13 protein-coding genes are annotated in these 16,521 nt (G+C 71.3%); 3 read left to right on the forward strand and 10 right to left on the reverse strand.

Translation table 11 applies throughout. The annotated features are described in order from the left end of the window. Positions 1-5: 5 nt before the first annotated feature. Genes ACZ4TG_RS18935 through ACZ4TG_RS18950 form a run of 4 tightly spaced genes read right to left on the reverse strand, consistent with a single transcriptional unit; the run spans position 6 to position 2,512 of the window. The gene (locus tag ACZ4TG_RS18935) at positions 6-599 is read right to left on the reverse strand and encodes a GTP-binding protein (RefSeq protein ID WP_468164071.1); all 594 of its coding nucleotides are present in this window, start codon (positions 597-599) and stop codon (positions 6-8) included. Beyond that, positions 574-951, reverse strand: a complete 378-nt coding sequence (locus ACZ4TG_RS18940) for a DUF742 domain-containing protein (RefSeq protein ID WP_468164073.1) — start codon at positions 949-951, stop codon at positions 574-576. Before ACZ4TG_RS18940 ends, ACZ4TG_RS18935 begins: the two co-directional genes overlap by 26 nt. Next, complete coding sequence (locus tag ACZ4TG_RS18945; RefSeq protein ID WP_468164075.1) at positions 948-1,349, reverse strand: roadblock/LC7 domain-containing protein; 402 nt, start codon at positions 1,347-1,349, stop codon at positions 948-950. Before ACZ4TG_RS18945 ends, ACZ4TG_RS18940 begins: the two co-directional genes overlap by 4 nt. Beyond that, complete coding sequence (locus tag ACZ4TG_RS18950; RefSeq protein WP_468164077.1) at positions 1,346-2,512, reverse strand: ATP-binding protein; 1,167 nt, start codon at positions 2,510-2,512, stop codon at positions 1,346-1,348. The genes ACZ4TG_RS18945 and ACZ4TG_RS18950 overlap by 4 nt, the downstream gene beginning before the upstream one ends. A gap of 665 nt (positions 2,513-3,177) precedes the next feature. Here ACZ4TG_RS18950 and ACZ4TG_RS18955 point away from each other — a divergent pair. The 3 genes from ACZ4TG_RS18955 to ACZ4TG_RS18965 all read left to right on the forward strand — a co-directional run bounded on the left by ACZ4TG_RS18955 (position 3,178) and on the right by ACZ4TG_RS18965 (position 7,153). Then, entirely contained in the window at positions 3,178-4,590 is a 1,413-nt protein-coding gene (locus ACZ4TG_RS18955; protein WP_468164079.1) for a family 2B encapsulin nanocompartment shell protein, read from the forward strand. A 307-nt stretch (positions 4,591-4,897) separates the two neighbouring features. Then, complete coding sequence (locus ACZ4TG_RS18960) at positions 4,898-6,244, forward strand: family 2 encapsulin nanocompartment cargo protein terpene cyclase (protein ID WP_468164081.1); 1,347 nt, start codon at positions 4,898-4,900, stop codon at positions 6,242-6,244. Between the two features lie 15 nt (positions 6,245-6,259). Next, a complete protein-coding gene (locus ACZ4TG_RS18965; protein ID WP_468164083.1) occupies positions 6,260-7,153 on the forward strand; it encodes a geranyl diphosphate 2-C-methyltransferase in 894 nt (297 codons plus the stop codon). A gap of 95 nt (positions 7,154-7,248) precedes the next feature. Here ACZ4TG_RS18965 and ACZ4TG_RS18970 read toward each other — a convergent pair whose 3' ends face one another. The 6 genes from ACZ4TG_RS18970 to ACZ4TG_RS18995 all read right to left on the reverse strand — a co-directional run bounded on the left by ACZ4TG_RS18970 (position 7,249) and on the right by ACZ4TG_RS18995 (position 16,223). Continuing rightward, positions 7,249-8,385, reverse strand: coding sequence for a substrate-binding domain-containing protein (locus ACZ4TG_RS18970; protein ID WP_468164085.1), 1,137 nt, complete (start codon positions 8,383-8,385; stop codon positions 7,249-7,251). 34 nt (positions 8,386-8,419) lie between these two features. Continuing rightward, the gene (locus tag ACZ4TG_RS18975; RefSeq protein WP_468164087.1) at positions 8,420-9,481 is read right to left on the reverse strand and encodes an ABC transporter permease; all 1,062 of its coding nucleotides are present in this window, start codon (positions 9,479-9,481) and stop codon (positions 8,420-8,422) included. Further along, positions 9,478-11,028, reverse strand: coding sequence for a sugar ABC transporter ATP-binding protein (locus tag ACZ4TG_RS18980; RefSeq protein WP_468164089.1), 1,551 nt, complete (start codon positions 11,026-11,028; stop codon positions 9,478-9,480). The genes ACZ4TG_RS18975 and ACZ4TG_RS18980 overlap by 4 nt, the downstream gene beginning before the upstream one ends. 110 nt (positions 11,029-11,138) lie before the next feature. Then, the gene (locus ACZ4TG_RS18985) at positions 11,139-13,979 is read right to left on the reverse strand and encodes a SpoIIE family protein phosphatase (protein WP_468164091.1); all 2,841 of its coding nucleotides are present in this window, start codon (positions 13,977-13,979) and stop codon (positions 11,139-11,141) included. Between the two features lie 115 nt (positions 13,980-14,094). After that, complete coding sequence (locus ACZ4TG_RS18990) at positions 14,095-15,075, reverse strand: cyclase family protein (protein WP_468164093.1); 981 nt, start codon at positions 15,073-15,075, stop codon at positions 14,095-14,097. Positions 15,076-15,209: 134 nt separating this feature from the next. After that, positions 15,210-16,223, reverse strand: a complete 1,014-nt coding sequence (locus tag ACZ4TG_RS18995) for an amino acid ABC transporter permease (RefSeq protein WP_468164095.1) — start codon at positions 16,221-16,223, stop codon at positions 15,210-15,212. Between the last annotated feature and the right edge of the window lie 298 nt (positions 16,224-16,521).

Raw genomic sequence — 16,521 nt, forward strand, 5'->3', positions numbered from 1 at the left:
GGGTCCTAGTGAGCGCGGTGGAGCAGATAGCGGACGAGTGTGATGAGCGCGTCGGCGGACGACTTCGCGTCGCGCGCGTCGCAGGCGACGATGGGGGTGTCGTCGAGCAGGTCCAGTGCCTCGCGCAGCGCCCGTTCCTCCCGGACCTGTGTGCCGTCGAAGCGGTTGACGGCGATCGCGTAGTCGAGGCCGTACTGCTCGATCAGGTCGATCACGGCGAAGGAGTCCGCCAGCCGCTCGGGGTCCACCAGCACCAGCGCTCCGAGAGCGCCGCGCGCCATGTCCTCCCACATCTGCACGAAACGCAGCTGACCGGGCGTTCCGAACAGGTACAGCACCACGCGGTCGCTGATGGTCAGACGGCCGAAGTCCATGGCCACCGTGGTGGTGGTCTTGCTGCGGACGCCCTTGAGGTCGTCGAAGGACTCGCCGGCGTGCGTCATCGTCTCCTCGGTGGACAGCGGAGGTATCTCCGATATCGCACCGATGAAGGTGGTCTTGCCCACGGCGAAGTGACCGACCACGAGGATCTTCACAGCGGTCTGCGTCGCTCCGCCACGGACGTACGCCTGCTCACGCAAACTTGGTGCGGAGCCCATTGAGCACCTCCTCGAGGATGTGCCGGTCCGTGAGCGGGGCGCGCTGCACGGGAGGACGGGTGATGAGGTAGCCGCCCTCGGTGAGGGCGGAGAGGAGGATCTTCACCACTCCCATGGGCAGCCGCGTGTGCCCCGCGATCTCGGCGACGGAGAGGTAGCCGGCGGTGCACAGGTCCAGCAGGCCCTGCTCCTCGGGAGACAACCGGGTCGGGCGCTGCTGCTCGTCACCCGCCGCGGTGACCAGGGTGATCAGGGACAGCTGCTCCTCGTCGGGCAGGCCGCGGCCCCGGGTGATGACGTACGGACGCACTAAATCCGCGGCACCGGGCTCCAGTTCGCCGTGGCCGGTCATGAGCGTATGCCGAGGTTCTCGCGCGGCGGCGTCGTCAGGGCCTTGCCCAGCTGGCCGACGAGCTGTTGCATCCGGAAGGTGATGTCCTGCATGTCGACGTCCGGCGAGGCCGAGACGCCGAGATACGCGCCCGCACCGGCGGATATCAGGAAGACCCAGCCACCGTCGAACTCGACCAGGGTCTGGCGCCACTGCAGGTTGCCCGTCTCGACGAAGAACCCGAGCGAGCGGCTGAGCGACTGCACCCCGCTCATCGCGGCGGCGACCGTGTCGGCGTTGTCCCTGTCGAAGTCCTTCGTCCGGGCCATCAGCAGACCGTCGGCGGAGACCAGGACCGCGTGCAGCGCCCCGGGAATCTCCAAGGCGCTGTCAAGCATCCATGACAGATCGTTGTTCACGGGATCTCATGCCCTTCGCTGCTCGCATCACGTGTGCTGCTCGTATGGTCCGCCGAGCCCGGACGTACGGCCCGTCCCGACTCCGTGCCCCGCTGGAAGGCCCCCATGACCGCCGCGGCTTCGGCGTCGGAGCGGGCCGTCGTGGGCGCCGCCGACATGCTGCCGGGCACGATGGCCATCGGCCGCTTGCGGCTGCGCTTCGGAAGACCGTCGATGGTCGAGGAGGTGGTCACCGCGGATTCCGGTCCGGTCGGCTCCGCCGCGGAGCCGCGTACGGCCGGCGCCGGGGCCTGCTTCTCCGGCATGGCGGTGAGCAGCTCGTGCGGCAGGAGGAGGACCGCGCGCACGCCTCCGTACGGTGAGCTGGAGTCCACGGAAACCTCGAATCCGAAGCGCTCGCAGAGCACGCCGATCACCGCGAAGCCGAACTGCGGAGGGCTGCCGAGTCCTGAGACACCGGTGACCCGCTCGCTCGACAGGAGCCTCGCGGCCCGGGCCCGCTCCTCGTCGTTCATGCCGACGCCGGCATCGTCGACGACGATGCAAATGCCCTTGGGCACGGTACGGATATTGATTTCGACCACGGTGTCCGGGCTCGAATAGCTGGTGGCATTGTCGAGCAGCTCGGCGAGAGCCAGCGCCACGGCTTCGACGGTCCGGTTGGTGATACCGAAGTCGACCTGCGAGAGGATCTCCACCCGCCGGAAGTGCCGGATCCTGCCCTGCGCGCTGCGCACCACGTCATAAACCGAGGCGACCTCGCGCTGTCGCCCCAGCCAGCCGTCGCACAACACGGCGATGGACTGGGCGCGCCGACCGAACTGGGAGTTCGTGTGGTCGATCTCCAGGAGGTCCTGGAGGATGACGGACTCGCCGTACTTGCTCTGCAGCCCGGAGATGACCGACTGCTGCTCGGCGGCAAGGCCCTGAAGTGTCCGCATGGCGGACTTGAGGACGGTTTTCGTCGCGTCCTGCGCCTGCTCCTTCTCGGCCTCGACGGATTTCGAGAAACTGTTCTCCAGGTCGGCGTAACGGGCCTTCATCCCGTCGAACTCCTGCCGTAGGACCCGGGCCGCCCTGCGTTGGCGGACGATGACGGCGACTGCGCCGGCGACTGCGACGAGCAGGGCCCAGAGCACTGGGTTCTGTATGTAATGCGTCATAAGACTCTCTTCAGGCGACTGACGGCCAGTTGCTGAATTCCGTCAATGCGGGTGGACCGGCGGACCGTCCGTGCCGGGGGTACCGCCTGGATGGCCGCAGTGGTCGGAGATGTCGTCGTGCGCCCATCCGCCGCTCCGCAAGTGCGATGATCGTATCACCGGCTGTGAGCAGATGATCGACCGTCAGCAGTGAGTTCCCTGGTGGATATTGACTCGATTTGGCCGACTTTCCTGGAAGTAATTGAAGTACGGAGAACCTCTCCCGGCAGGGCTTGAGTGCCGTCCCGGACATTCGCCGGATGGCCTGGAATTGCCGCAGTGCGGTGCGGATGCCGGGGTGGGCCCTGGGGGGTCGGTCCGATCTCGATCTGACGAACCGTCAATTTTGGTCCCAGGGGCCGGGGGAGAAGGGGCGAGCGGCCGACGCCGCGCCCAGAACACCCTCTTGACCAGGACGGATGTCGTCGATCGCCCGCCAAACATCGGGCCCGACAAGATCACTGCTTCGAGGTAATGCCACCGGCTTCTCATGGTCGACCGGGCTCACGGGCCGTTACTGTTCCCCGGGATCTGGACGGATTCCCGGATATTCGCCCTCTTTTTCCTCTTTCACCGGTGATACGCACGTACGCCGATCGCCGCCCTGACGAAGGAGCGCTCGCCCGATGACCGTTGACACCAGCCCGGAAGCGCAGCTGGACCCGCCCCGGCAGTCCAGCCTGGGCACTTCGGCTGCCCGCAACCTTGCCACCACGACCAAGTCCGCCCCGCAGATGCAGGAGATCACCTCCCGCTGGCTGCTGCGGATGCTCCCCTGGGTGGAGACCAAGGGCGGCGCCTACCGGGTGAACCGCCGACTGAGCTACACCGTCGGCGACGGGCGCATCGAGTTCGTCCAGGACGGCGCCCACGTCCAGGTGATCCCCCGCGAGCTCGGCGAACTGGCCCTGCTGCGCGGCTTCGACGACCTGGAGGTGCTGACCGCGATCGCCGGCCGGTGCGTCCAGCGCGACTTCCGCGCGGGCGAGGTGCTGGTCGAGCGCGGTACCCCGGCCGAGCAGATCTACCTCATCGCCCACGGCCGGATCAGCCAGTCCTCCGTCGGCAAGTACGGCGACCAGGTCGCCGTCGCGGTGCTCGCCGACGGCGACCGGTTCGGCGAGAACGCCCTGCTCGACGCCGACGCCCAGTGGGACTACACCGCCACCGCCGAGACCCCCGGCACCCTGCTCACGCTCTCCCGCGCCGACTTCGCCGCCATCCTGGGCACGGCTCCGCATCTCCAGTCCCACATCGAGCAGTTCAGCTCGATTCCGCATCAGCGGCAGAACCGCCACGGCGAGGCCGAGATCGCGATGTCGGCAGGCCACACGGGCGAGGCCGAACTGCCCGGCACCTTCGTCGACTACGAACTCAAGCCCCGCGAGTACGAACTCTCCATCGCGCAGACCGTGCTGCGGATCCACACGAGGGTCGCCGACCTCTACAACGGGCCGATGAACCAGACCGAGGAACAACTCAGGCTCACCGTCGAGGCGCTGCGCGAGCGCCAGGAGTACGAGATGGTGAACAACCGGGAGTTCGGCCTGCTCCACAACGCCGCCTTCAAGCAGCGGATCCAGACCCACTCCGGCCCGCCCACCCCGGACGACCTCGACGAGCTGCTCTGCCGCCGCCGCGGCACCAAGCTCTTCCTCGCCCACCCCAGGGCGATCGCGGCGATCGGGCGTGAGTTCAACGCCCGCGGGCTCTACCCGGACCACGTCGACGTCGGCGGGCAGCAGGTCCCGGCCTGGCGCGGGGTCCCGATCCTGCCGTGCAACAAGATTCCCATCAGCAAGGAGAACACCAGCTCGATCCTCGCCATGCGCACCGGCGAGGACAACCAGGGCGTCATCGGCCTGCACCAGACGGGTCTGCAGGAGGAGTACGAGCCGGGCCTGTCGGTGCGCTTCATGGGCATCGACGAGAAGTCGATCATCTCCTACCTGGTCACCACCTACTTCTCCGCCGCCATCCTGGTGCCCGACGCGCTCGGCGTGCTCGAGAACGTGCAGATCGCCCGCAGGCGCGACTAGGCCGTCTCTTTCGGATCTTGCCTCGCCCGCGCCGCCCGGCACCGCACCTCGCCGCGTTGTCGGGGCGCCGGAGTACGTCCAGTACTCCGGCGCCCCTCCGCCTTGCGATGCTTCCCCTCGGCCCTTCGGGCCTGGGGAGACCCCATGACACCGGGCGACGCGGGCTTCACCGGCAAGATCCGAAAGAGACGCCCTAGCCCACATCCGGGCCGAGCCGCCCGACGGCCATGAGAGCCCGGACCTTCCCGGGTCGGCCGAGCACGCCCGGGATCCGGGCCAGCCCACCCACCTCACCAAGGAGCCACGGATGCCCGATCCCGGGCTTTCCCCGCCGCAATCGAGCCTGCCCGCCGCTGCCGCCCGCTTCGGGGCCCACGTCCTCGCCACCGCCCACGCATCGGGCGCCGAGCCCGCCGTCGTCGCCGCGCCCGCCGTGCCCCCGCCGCCCGCGCCGCCTTCGCTCCCCGCACCGCCATCCCGCCCCGCGCCGCCTTCGCTCCCCGGCCCGCCTTCCCTCGCAGGCCCGTCCTCCGCCCCGGCCCCCGCCGCGGCGAGGCAGCCGAGCCCCGCCCTGGACCGGATCCTGCGGGGCCCCAGCGGAATCGGTACGGCGAGCCTGTACCCGGCCCGGCGGGAGGAACTCCCGGTGTCCCCGCCGCCCGAGGCGCCGGCGGAGGGCAACCCGATCCCGGGGCTCTACCACCACCCGGTCCCGGAGCCCGATCCGGTGCGCGTGGAGGAGGTCAGCCGCAGGATCAAGGACTGGGCGGTGGACGAGGTCGAGCTGTACCCCGAGGACTGGGAGGGGGAGTTCGACGGCTTCTCCGTCGGGCGCTACATGGTCGCCTGCCACCCCGACGCCCCCACCGTCGAGCATCTGATGCTCGCGACCCGGCTGATGGTCGCCGAGAACGCGGTCGACGACTGCTACTGCGAGGACCACGGCGGCTCGCCCATCGGCCTCGGCGGACGCCTGCTGCTGGCGCACACCGCCCTCGATCCCCTCCACACGACGAAGGAGTACCACCCGGAGTGGGCGCGGTCGCTCCATTCGGACGCCCCCCGCCGCGCCTACCGCTCCGCCATGGAGTACTTCCTCCAGCAGGCCAGCCCCTCCCAGGCCGACCGGTTCCGGCACGACATGGCCCGTCTGCACCTGGGATACCTCGCCGAGGGGGCCTGGGCCCAGACGGACCACGTCCCCGAGGTGTGGGAGTACCTGGCGATGCGCCAGTTCAACAACTTCCGCCCCTGCCCCACCATCACCGACACCGTCGGCGGCTACGAACTGCCGGCGGACCTCCACGCGCAGGCCGCCATGCAGCGCGTCATCGCGCTCGCCGGCAACGCCACCACCATCGTCAACGACCTGTACTCCTACACCAAGGAACTCGCCAGCCCCGGCCGGCACCTGAACCTGCCCGTGGTCATCGCCGACCGCGAGGGCTGCTCCGACCGGGAGGCCTACCTGAAGGCGGTGGAGGTCCACAACGACCTCATGCACGACTTCGAGGCCGCGGCCGCCGACCTGGCCGGCACCTGCCCGGTCCCGAGCGTGCTGCGCTTCCTGCGGGGAGTGGCCGTGTGGGTCGACGGCAACCACTACTGGCACCAGACCAATACCTACCGATACAGCCTGCCCGATTTCTGGTAAAGATAGGACTTATTGATGGCCACCACCGATCTCGCAGCCGCCACCGCCTCCGCCGGCACCTCCGTGTTCATCCCCGCTCCGACGACGCCCTACCAGGGTGACATCGCCCGCTACTGGGACCACGAGGCCAGGCCCGTCAACCTGCGTCTCGGCGACGTCGACGGCCTTTACCACCACCACTACGGCATCGGCGACGTCGACCACGCCGCCCTCGGGGGCGCCGACGACAGCGAATCCGAGAAGAAGCTGATCGCCGAGCTGCACCGTCTGGAGTCGGCGCAGGCCGAGCTCCTCCTCGACCACCTCGGCCCCATCGAGCGCACCGACACCCTCGTGGACGCCGGCTGCGGCCGCGGCGGCTCGATGGTCATGGCCCACCAGCGCTTCGGATGCAAGGTCGAGGGTGTCACCCTGTCGGCCAAGCAGGCCGACTTCGGCAACCAGCGCGCCCGCGAACTCGGCATCGAGGACCACGTCCGCGCCCGTGTCTGCAACATGCTCAGCACGCCCTTCGAGACCGGGCAGGCCGCGGCCTCCTGGAACAACGAGTCGAGCATGTACGTCGACCTGCACGACCTGTTCGCCGAGCACTCCCGCGTGCTCGCCGTGGGCGGTCGCTACGTGACCATCACCGGCTGCTGGAACCCGCGTTACGGCCAGCCCTCGAAGTGGGTCTCCCAGATCAACGCGCACTTCGAGTGCAACATCCACTCCCGCCGGGAGTACCTGCGGGCCATGGCCGACAACCGCCTCGTACCGCAGGCCGTCATCGACCTGACTCCCGCGACCCTGCCCTACTGGGAGCTGCGGGCCACGTCTCCGCTGGTCACCGGGATCGAGGAGGCGTTCATCAACTCCTACAAGGACGGCTCCTTCCAGTACGTCCTGATCGCGGCCGACCGCGTCTGACCGAGTCTGCCGCGTCCGACCGGCCTCCGACCGAGAGGGCCCGGCCCGTCACCCGACGGACCCGGTCCTTTCGGCGTCGGCACCCCGAGTGCCGCTCACCCGCCCCAGATCTTCCGGTACGCCTCGCGGTAGCCGGGCGGATCCCAGGACGTGGCGCCGCCGCTGTTGGCGGCCGTGGCGATGTGGACGGGGGCGACGTAGCCGCTGGCGGGCCGGCCGGCGAAGGCGCGGTTGAACTCGTCGACGATCTGCCAGCCCTGCTCGACGAGCGGTTCGGGAACGGTGGCCGCCTGGAACTGCTCGTGGTCGATGCGCTGGAAGGCGGAGGGGTCGCCGTCGCCCGCGCCGATGTTGAAGGGCGGTCCGGAGCCCGGCTTGCCGGCCGCACGGAAGGCCGGGGCGGCGTCGGCGAAGTAGAGGTCGTTGATGGCGACGGAGTGGGTCCATTTCTTCTGGAAGCGGGACAGCAGCGAGGAGACCTCCTGGGGGGTACGGCTGCTCGCGTCCGGGATGGGGATGTTCTCGTACGCCAGGAGCGTCACGCCCGGGCAGGTGGCGAGCTGCCGCTTGATCAGTTCGGCCTTGTTCCTGGCGAACGGGATCGAGTCGTCGCTGAAGAGGACCACCCCCGCGTCGCCGTCGGACTGGGCGATGACCCAGTCCGCGCTGATCCTCGCCACGTCCTCCACCTTCGTGGTGACGTTGGTGAACAGGGCGGGGTTCTCGCTCGGGCCCGGGGTGCCCACCGCGTGCCAGCCGATGACCGGGATGTGCGCCGCCCGCGCCTGCGCCATCTGCCGGGCGGTCAGCTGGGGGTCGAAGCCGCCGATGACGATGCCCGAGGGCCTGAGGGTGACGGCCTGGCTGAGCGCCGCCTGGATGCCCGCGGGAGTACCCTCGCCGTCGATCACCCGGAGCTTCCAGCCGATGGTCTTCGCCGCCTCCCCGACCCCCTTCGCGACGCCCGCGACTCCGGGGTTGGTCATGGTCTGCGCGACGTAGACCAGGGTCTTGTCGGCAACCGCCGCGGGGCCGTCGGTGGGGCCCTTCCACGATGCATCGGGGTTCTCGGCCCGCTGGACGGCTGCCTCGGCCTTCGCGAGGGCATCGGGACAGCCGGCCCGCGACGGTCCGCTGCCGGCCGACGAGCCGGACCCGCAGCCCGCCAGGAGGGCGGCGGCCGCTGTCAGCAGGGCTGCGGCGGTGAAGGTGGCCTTGTGGTGTGCGTACATGGTGCTCCTGACGCGGGTGCGCGTACGAAGTGTCCTAGGGGGTGTCCTTCGCCTGTGCGGCCGGCGGCTCCGCGGGGGCGCTGCGGGTCGCGGTGGCACCGGCGCGCAGGCGGCGGCGGGCGGAGTAGCCGGCCAGGCCGACGGCGATGAGCAGGGTGCCGCCGTTGAACAGGGGCGTGGCCCAGAACTGCGCGCCGAGCTGGCCGATGCCGGCGAGGCCGATGGCGAGGACGGCGACGGCGACGACGGTGCCGAGGGCGTTGGCACGGCCGGGCCTGATCGTGGTGGACCCGAGCAGCGCCCCGACGAAGGCGGGCAGCAGGTAGTCCAGCCCGACACTCGGGTTGCCGGTCTGCTGCTGGGCGGCGAGCAGGACTCCGGCGAAGCCGAAGACCAGGCCCGATCCGGCGAAGGCGTAGACGGAGTACCTGCGGGTGGGGATGCCGAGGATGCCGGCGGCACACGGGTTGGAGCCGATGACGTACAGGTACCGGCCGAGCGGCAGCCGCTCCAGCAGCAGCCAGAGGGCGGTGGCGACGGCCAGGATGTAGAAGGCGGGCAGCGGCAGCCCCAGGAACCGGGAGTCGTAGAGGCCGGTGAACGCGGCGGGCAGGCCGTCCGGGCCGGGGACGATGCGGGCGCCGTCGGTGATCCAGCCGCTGCAGGCGTACATCATGCTGCCGGTGCCGAGGGTGGCGATGAAGGAGTCGATCTGTCCGAACTCGACGATGACGCCGTTGAGGGCGCCGACCGCCGCTCCCGCGCACACCACGACCAGGCAGGCGAGGGGCCAGGGCCAGCCTTGGTCGACGATGAGCCACATGACCATGACGTGTGCCAGGCCGAGACCGTAGCCGATGGACAGGTCGAACTTGCCGGCGGCGATGGGGAGCGTCGCGCCGAGCGCCAGGATGGCGGGGATCGACTGGTTGGAGAGGATCGAGGAGACGTTGTCCTGGGTGGGAAAGGTGTCCGGCAGGGCCAGCGAGAAGACCAGGAAGAGCAGGGCGGCGAGGACCAGGAGGCCGTAGGTGCCGATGAGGTGGTGCCCGTGAAGGCGATCCGGTACGGATCGGGGCGAGGGGGAGTCGGTCATCGGCTTGTCGCAGCTCCGGTGATGGGGGGCATGGCCGAGGCGGTCCGGGTGAGTTCGGTGACGGTGAGCGCCGCGCCGGCCAGCTCGGCGCCCACGGTCCCGCGGACGAACACCAGAGCGCGGTGGCACACGCCCGCGACCTCCTCGAAATCGGTGGAGACGAGCAGTACGGCCAGGCCGGAGGCCAGCGCGTCGTCGAGCAGCCGGTAGATCGTGGCCTTGGCGCCGACGTCCACGCTGGCGGTCGGCTCTTCGAGGACGAGCAGGCGCAGTCCTCCCCGGAGCCACCGGCCGACCATCACCTTCTGCTGGTTGCCGCCGGACAGGGTGGCGATCGGCACCTCGCTGTCGCGCGGGTGCACCGAGAACCGGTCGATCAGGGTGGCGGCCTCGGCGCGCTCTCGGCGGGGGCTGATCCAGTGCGGCGCCGGAGCACCGGCCGGCCGGGGGTTGGCCAGGAAGTTCTCCCGTACGGTCAGCTCCGCGGCGCAGCCCTCCTCCTGACGGTTGCCCGCCACGAAGCCCACGCCGGAGGCGAGGGCGGCGCGGACCGTGCGGGGGTGGTACGGGCGGCCGCCGAGCAGCACCCGCCCGTCGAGGACGGGCCGGGCGCCGGCGAGGGCGCGGCCCAGGTCCATGTGGCCGGCGCCGGTCAGGCCCACCATGCCGAGGATTTCGCCGGCCCGCAGGTCAAGGCTGACCGGTCCGGCGTACGCGGTCCTCACGCCGTCGAGGCTCAGCAGGGGCGGGCCGGCGGAGGGGGTGGTGGCGGGTCGGTGGCCGGCCGGTTCGCGGCCCGTGATGGCGTGCACCAGCCGGGCGGGACTGTGGCCGGCGAGCGGACCCCGGTCGGCCACGCGGCCGTCACGCAGGACGGCGAACGTGTCGGCGACCTGGTACACCTCGTCGAGCCGGTGGCTGACGTAGAGGATGCCGTGCCCGCGGTCGCGCAGGGCGTGCAGCACGTCGAAGAGCCGGCCGCAGTCCGCGGCGGGGAGGGTCGCGGTCGGCTCGTCGAGGACGATGAGCTCGGCCCGGGTCGCCAGGGCGCGGGCGATGGCGACCAGCGAGCGCTCGGCGGGGGCGAGGTCGGCGACACGGGCGTCGGCGTCCAGGTGCCCGGCGACCAGCCGCAGGGCCTGCGCGCAGCGCTCGCGGGTCCGCCGCCAGGAGATCAGTCCGCGGCGGCGTGGGTAGCCGGTGCCGAGCGCGATGTTCTCGGCCACCGTCATCCATTCGACGAGGCCGAGATCCTGGTGGATGAAGGACATGGTCCCGGTGGCGGCGTGGGAGCCGAGCGGGTGCCCCGCCACCGTCACCTCGCCCTCGTCGGCGTGGTGGACCCCGGCCAGCACCTTGATGAGGGTGGACTTCCCGGCGCCGTTGGGACCGAGCAGGGCGAGGACGCTGCCCCGGTGGATGTCGAGGTCGACCGCGGCCAGCGCGAGGGTGCCGCCGAACCGTTTGCTCAGACCGCGGATGCGGACGAGGGGTTCGCCGCCGGAGGGCGGGGGCGGGCTCGATGGGGTGTCGGGAGCGTCGTGCACGGGCTTCTCCGGGGGTCGGCCTCCGAGTTCTTCCCGACTACACGGGGGATTCTATGGGTGTACCGCCCCATCTGTTCGGATTTGCCTCTTCCGGCTGCGCCGGTCATGGATCACGCCGCTTCCAGGGTGCACTCGGCCCAGATGACCTTGCCGTCCATGGTGTACCGCGTGCCCCAGGCCTGGGCGAGCTGGGCGACGAGGAACAGCCCGCGGCCGCCCTCGTCGGTGCTGGCCGCGTGGCGCATGCGCGGGGCGGTGGCACTGGCGTCGTACACCTCGCAGATCAGCGTGCGGTCGCGGATGAGACGTACCCGGATGGGACCGCTGCCGTAGCGCAGGGCGTTCGTGACCAGCTCGCTGAGCAGCAGTTCCGTGGCGAACGCGGTCTCGTCCAGCCCCCACCGGCTCAGCTGGGCCGTGGCGGCGGCGCGGACGTGCGAGACGTGGGCGGGGTCGGCGGGCACCTCCCAGGTGGCGATCCGTTCCGAGGGCAGCGCGTGGGTGCGGGCGACGAGCAGGGCGATGTCGTCGGCGGGGTGGTCGGGCGCCACCGCGTCGAGGACCGCCCGGCAGGTGTCCTCGGGGGCGCGGTCGGCGTGGGCCAGCGCGCGGCACAGCTCTTCGAGGGACGCGTCGATGTCGCGATGGCGGTCCTCGACGAGTCCGTCGGTGTAGAGGACGAGCTGACTGCGTTCGGGAAGGTGGATCTCGACGGATTCGAAGGGCAGGCCGCCGAGTCCGAGCGGGGGCCCGGCGGGCAGGTCGAGGAGGGTGACGGTGCCGTCGGGCAGGACCAGTGCGGGCGGAGGGTGGCCGGCGCGGGCGATCGTGCACTGCTGCGAGGTGGGGTCGTATATGGCGTACAGGAAGGTGGCGCCCACGATGCCGGTGCTGTCGGCGGCGGGGCTGTCGCCGCCCTCCTCGCGGTCGAGGCGCACCATGAGGTTGTCCAGGTGGGTGAGGAGCTCGTCGGGGGCGAGTTCCAGTTCGGCGAAGTTGCGGGCGGCGGTGCGCAGCCGGCCCATGGTGGCGGCGGCGTGCAGTCCGTGGCCGACGACGTCGCCGACGAGGAGGGCCACGCGGGTGCCTGACAGGGGGATGACGTCGAACCAGTCGCCGCCCACCCCGGACTCGGCGGGGAGGTAGCGGTGGGCGACCTCGACGGCGTTCTGTTCGGGGAGGCCGCGCGGGAGCAGGCTGCGCTGCAGGGCCAGGGCCAGGGTGTGTTCGCGGGTGTAGCGGCGGGCGTTGTCGATGCACAGGGCGGCTCGGGCGGCGAGTTCCTTGGCCAGCGAGCGGTCGTCGTCGCCGTAGGGGGCCGGGTCCTGCGAGCGGTAGAAGCTGGCGATTCCCAGGAGGGCGCCGCGGGCGAGCAGGGGGACGGTGATGAGCGAGTGGATGTTGTGGGCGAGGAGCAGCTCGGCGTGCTCGGGGTCCTGGGCGATCCAGCCGAAGGCGGCCTTCAGATCGGGTTCCAGCACCGGCTGCCCGGTGTTCAGGCAGCGCATGTGGGGCGTGGTCGGGCTGAGGCTGACCTGCTCGCCCACCGGGTAGAAGGGGCAGTCCTCGCGGATGCCGTGGACCACCGTGCGGTGCATCTCGGTGGTGGGGCGGGGCGACTCCTCGCCGCGCAGTACGGCCTCGGGCAGGTCGATGGTGACGAAGTCGGCCAGGCGCGGGACGGCCGTCTCGGCGAGTTCCCAGGCGGTGCGGCTCACGTCCAGGGTGGTGCCGATGCGGTTGCTCGCGTCGGCCAGCAGCTCCAGGCGGCGCCGTGCCGCGACCGCGTACTTCCCCACTTCCGGCTCGCCCACCAGCACCAGCCCTCGGACCCTGCCGTCGGCGGAGGCGGAGGCGGAGGCGGAGGCGGAGGCGGAGGCGGAGGCGGAGGCGGCGGGGGCGACGGAGGCGGCGCCGGCCGGTGCGCCGGTCGTCCGGACCGTCGTCGGCGGCGGAGCGGAGGTGACGGGAGGACGGAGCCCGGGCGGCGCACCGGCGCGTGCGGGGGTGGGGGCGGGGGCGTGCCGCTCGGTGTCCTCGGGGATGAGCGCCTCGATCACGATGCCCTCCACCCCCGAGGAGCTCGTCACCGTACGGCTCACGAGGGTGACCAGCCGGCCGTGGGACAGCGGCACGTCGGCAGCGGCCCGCTGGGCCGAGGACATCAGCTCGGTGGCCTTCTCCTTGAGGATCCATTGGTCGGGCTGGTCCAGCTCGCTCTGGAGCAGCTCGTCCATTCCGATCGGGTGCCCGTCCAGACCGCCCTCGCCGGACCGGGCGTGGCTGCCGGCGTCGAGGTACGCCTGGAGCAGGCCGCGCTCGCGCGCCGAACTCTGCTCCATCAGCCGTCGTTCGACGGCTTCGGCCGCCCTGCGCACCAAGGGGACCAGCGCCGGGTCCGCATCGGTGTAGGGATAGCCCAGGCACAGGACGCCCTCTATGTGCCCGCTGAGCTGGTCGCGCACCGGGATCGCCGTACAGGCGCTCGACTGGGACCGCTCGGCGAAGTGCTCGGCGCCGTAGACCTGGACGAGCCGCCTCTCCGCGAGCGTGAGGCCGATGCCGTTCGTCCCCGCGACCCGCTCGGCGAACACGAAACCGGGCATGGTCTGGATCGGGGCGAGATGCCTGAGCAAGGACGTGTCCCCGAAGCGTCGTTCCAGGACCGTGCCGTGTCCGTCGGCGAGGCAGATGTTCATCTGGCTGCCCGCGAACAGCGATTCCAGCCGGTCGAGCACGGGCCCGGCGGCGCGGACGAGCGGACCCTGCGGGTCGAAATCCTCCGTGAAGGGGAGCTCGGACTGGTCCGGCGACAGCCCCAGCAGCTGGCAGCGCTGCCACGAGCTCAGGATCGGACTGCGCACGCTCCCCTGGACCGATTCGGCCGAACCGCCGTGCAGGAATCGGTCACGGGAACGCGCGGGGCCGATGCGGTCTCCCATGACCCCCATCTGCACCACTTCCCTCGCCGGAACGCTCTCGATCACCCTAGATCGCCCGATTTGAGTATATTCCTCACATTTTAAGGGTGGCTGGGGGAGGACGGAGGGATCAGCGGGCGGCGCATCACAGGACGGCGACCGGATTGACCGGCGAGCCCGTCCCGCCGGGGACGTTCAGCGGCGTCACGACGAGCAGGAACTCGTAGCGGCCCGCCGCCGCGCAGGCGGCGGCGAGGGGTTCGAGATCGAGGTTGTCCAGCAGGGGAACCCCCATCGCGGCGATGGCCAGCGCGTGCACGGGGGAGTGCACGCCCTCGACCGGCGACGGCCGTACGTCGCTGTCCCCGTCGGCGCCGAGCAGGGCGACGGCGCGCTCGGCCAGCAGCGGCAAGGCGTCAACGTGCCAGCCCGCGCTCGCCGCGGCAGGGTCCCAGGGGCCGGCTTCCCGGCGCCGGCGGAGGCTGCCGGAGCGCAGGAGCACCGCATCGCCCTCCCCGATCGTCACCCCGAGCGCCTTCTCGGCGAAGACGGCGTCCCCCGCGCGCACCGCCCGCCCGGGCTCCAGCCAGTCGACCCCGAGGACGGCGGGCAGGTCGAGCAGTACGCCCCGGGTGACGAGCGGGCCGAGCGCCGACACCGCGCCGAACCGGGCACCCCCGGCATCGACGGCCTCGCGCGCCGCCCGGCCGTCGAAGAGTCGCCCCCGGTAGGCGATGTGTGACAGTGCGTCGAGGTGGCTCACGCCCTTGCCGTGATAGTCCACGGCCAGGAAGTCCTTGTACGTGGACGGCTCCGGGGCCTCCACGTCGCCCAGGTCCGACATGTAGTGCAAGGCGGGCTTCGCGTTGTCCGGGCCGGGCAGGGTGTCCCAGGGCCGCCCCATCGGGACGACCGTGCCGGACCGGACCAGGGCGGCGGCCCTTCGCGCGTGGGCCGGTGTCACCCTGTTCCAGGCGCCGCGGTCGGCCGCATCCCAGCGGCCCCAGGTACGGACCGCCTCGAAGAGCGCGTCGAACTCCTGGCGGGAGACGGCTGCCCCGGTCCCCGCCCCCGTCCCGGGGCCGGGTGGTGGGGGAGCGGGGGCGCCGGCGGGGTCGCTGCTCATGCGTGCTCACCGCTCCCGGGTCTGCGGACGGCTGATCTCACCCCCGCCAGGATTCCCGATGATGCCGCCGGGCGCACTGTCTGAGCCCCGGTGCGGATACGGTGCGTAACCGCGCGCGGCCGAAGGGTACGCCGCTACCGGCCGGGGGACGTCGCCGTCCGCAGCCGGGCGCGCAGGACGGCCAGCCGGATGCGCAGCCGCCGCAGCGGGGTGGGCGGCAGGCCGCGGGAGGTGCCGCGCGCGTAGTGCCGCTCGACGTAGTACTGGCCCGCGCTCAGCACCGAGGTGACGGCGATGTACCAGAGGGTGGCGACCATCAGCAGGGGGATGACCTGGTAGTTCTGGTTGTAGACCAGCTGGACCGAGTACAGCAGGTCGTGCACGGCCAGCACGCTGACGATGCTGGTGCCCTTGAGCGTGCCGATCAGCATGTTCCCGGCGGTCGGCACGATCGAGCGCATCGCCTGCGGAACGACGATCCGGCGCAGGGTGCGGCGCCTGCTCAGGCCGAGCGCCTGCGCGGCCTCGGTCTGGCCGGGGTCCACGGAGAGGATGCCGCCGCGCACCACCTCGGCGGCGTACGCGGTCTCGTGCAGGGTCAGGCCGATGAGGGCGGTGAGCGTCGGGCCGAGGAGGTTCACCGTCTTGAGGGTGAAGAGCTGGGGGCCGTACGGGATGCCGAGGCCGAGCGTGGGGTACAGGGCGCCGATGTTGAACCAGAACAGCAGCTGCACCAGCAGCGGCGTGGACCGGAAGATCCACACGTAGCCCCAACTCAGCGTCCGCAGGACCGGATTGGCGGAGAGCCGCATCACCGCCAGCACGGTGCCCAGCAGGAAGCCGAGGACCATCACCGCGCCGGTCAGCCACAGCGTCAGCAGCAGCCCGTCGAGCACGGCGGACGTGGTGAAGTACCGGCCCACCACGTCCCATTGGAAGGCGTCGTTGCGGACGACGGATGCCAGCACCATCGCGAAGACCAGCAGCGCGGCGGCGGCCGACAGCCGGCGGCCGATGCGCCGCCGCGGCACGATCGGCGGCAGCTCGGCTTCGCAAGCGCCGACCGCCTCGGGATGTTTCGCCACGGGGTCGGCCGGCGGGGCGGCGGCCGCGGCAGGGGTGTCGGACACGTCGGACGTGGTGACCATGGGGAGGCTCCTGGAGAGGGATCGCGGGCGTGGGCGACCGTCCGGCGGCACGGCGCGTGGAAGCGCGGCGCAGGGCTCCGCCTGGAGGCGGTGCGGCCGGGAAACCGGTACTCGTGTCGTCACGTCCGCCGCGTCCCTCAACGCGGCCGGAGGGGCCTGCGCGCAAGGCGGGGCCGATCCTGCGTCGATCGTATGTGCCTGTGGCGGGGCTGTGTCAACCAGGCGTTCTCCGGCCGGACGAGGCCGTCCGCCATCCGGGCCGTTGCTTGACGTACAGCAGCATGTACTGCTCAATTAG

The sequence above is a fragment of the Streptomyces sp. NPDC028314 genome, from assembly GCF_055565795.1.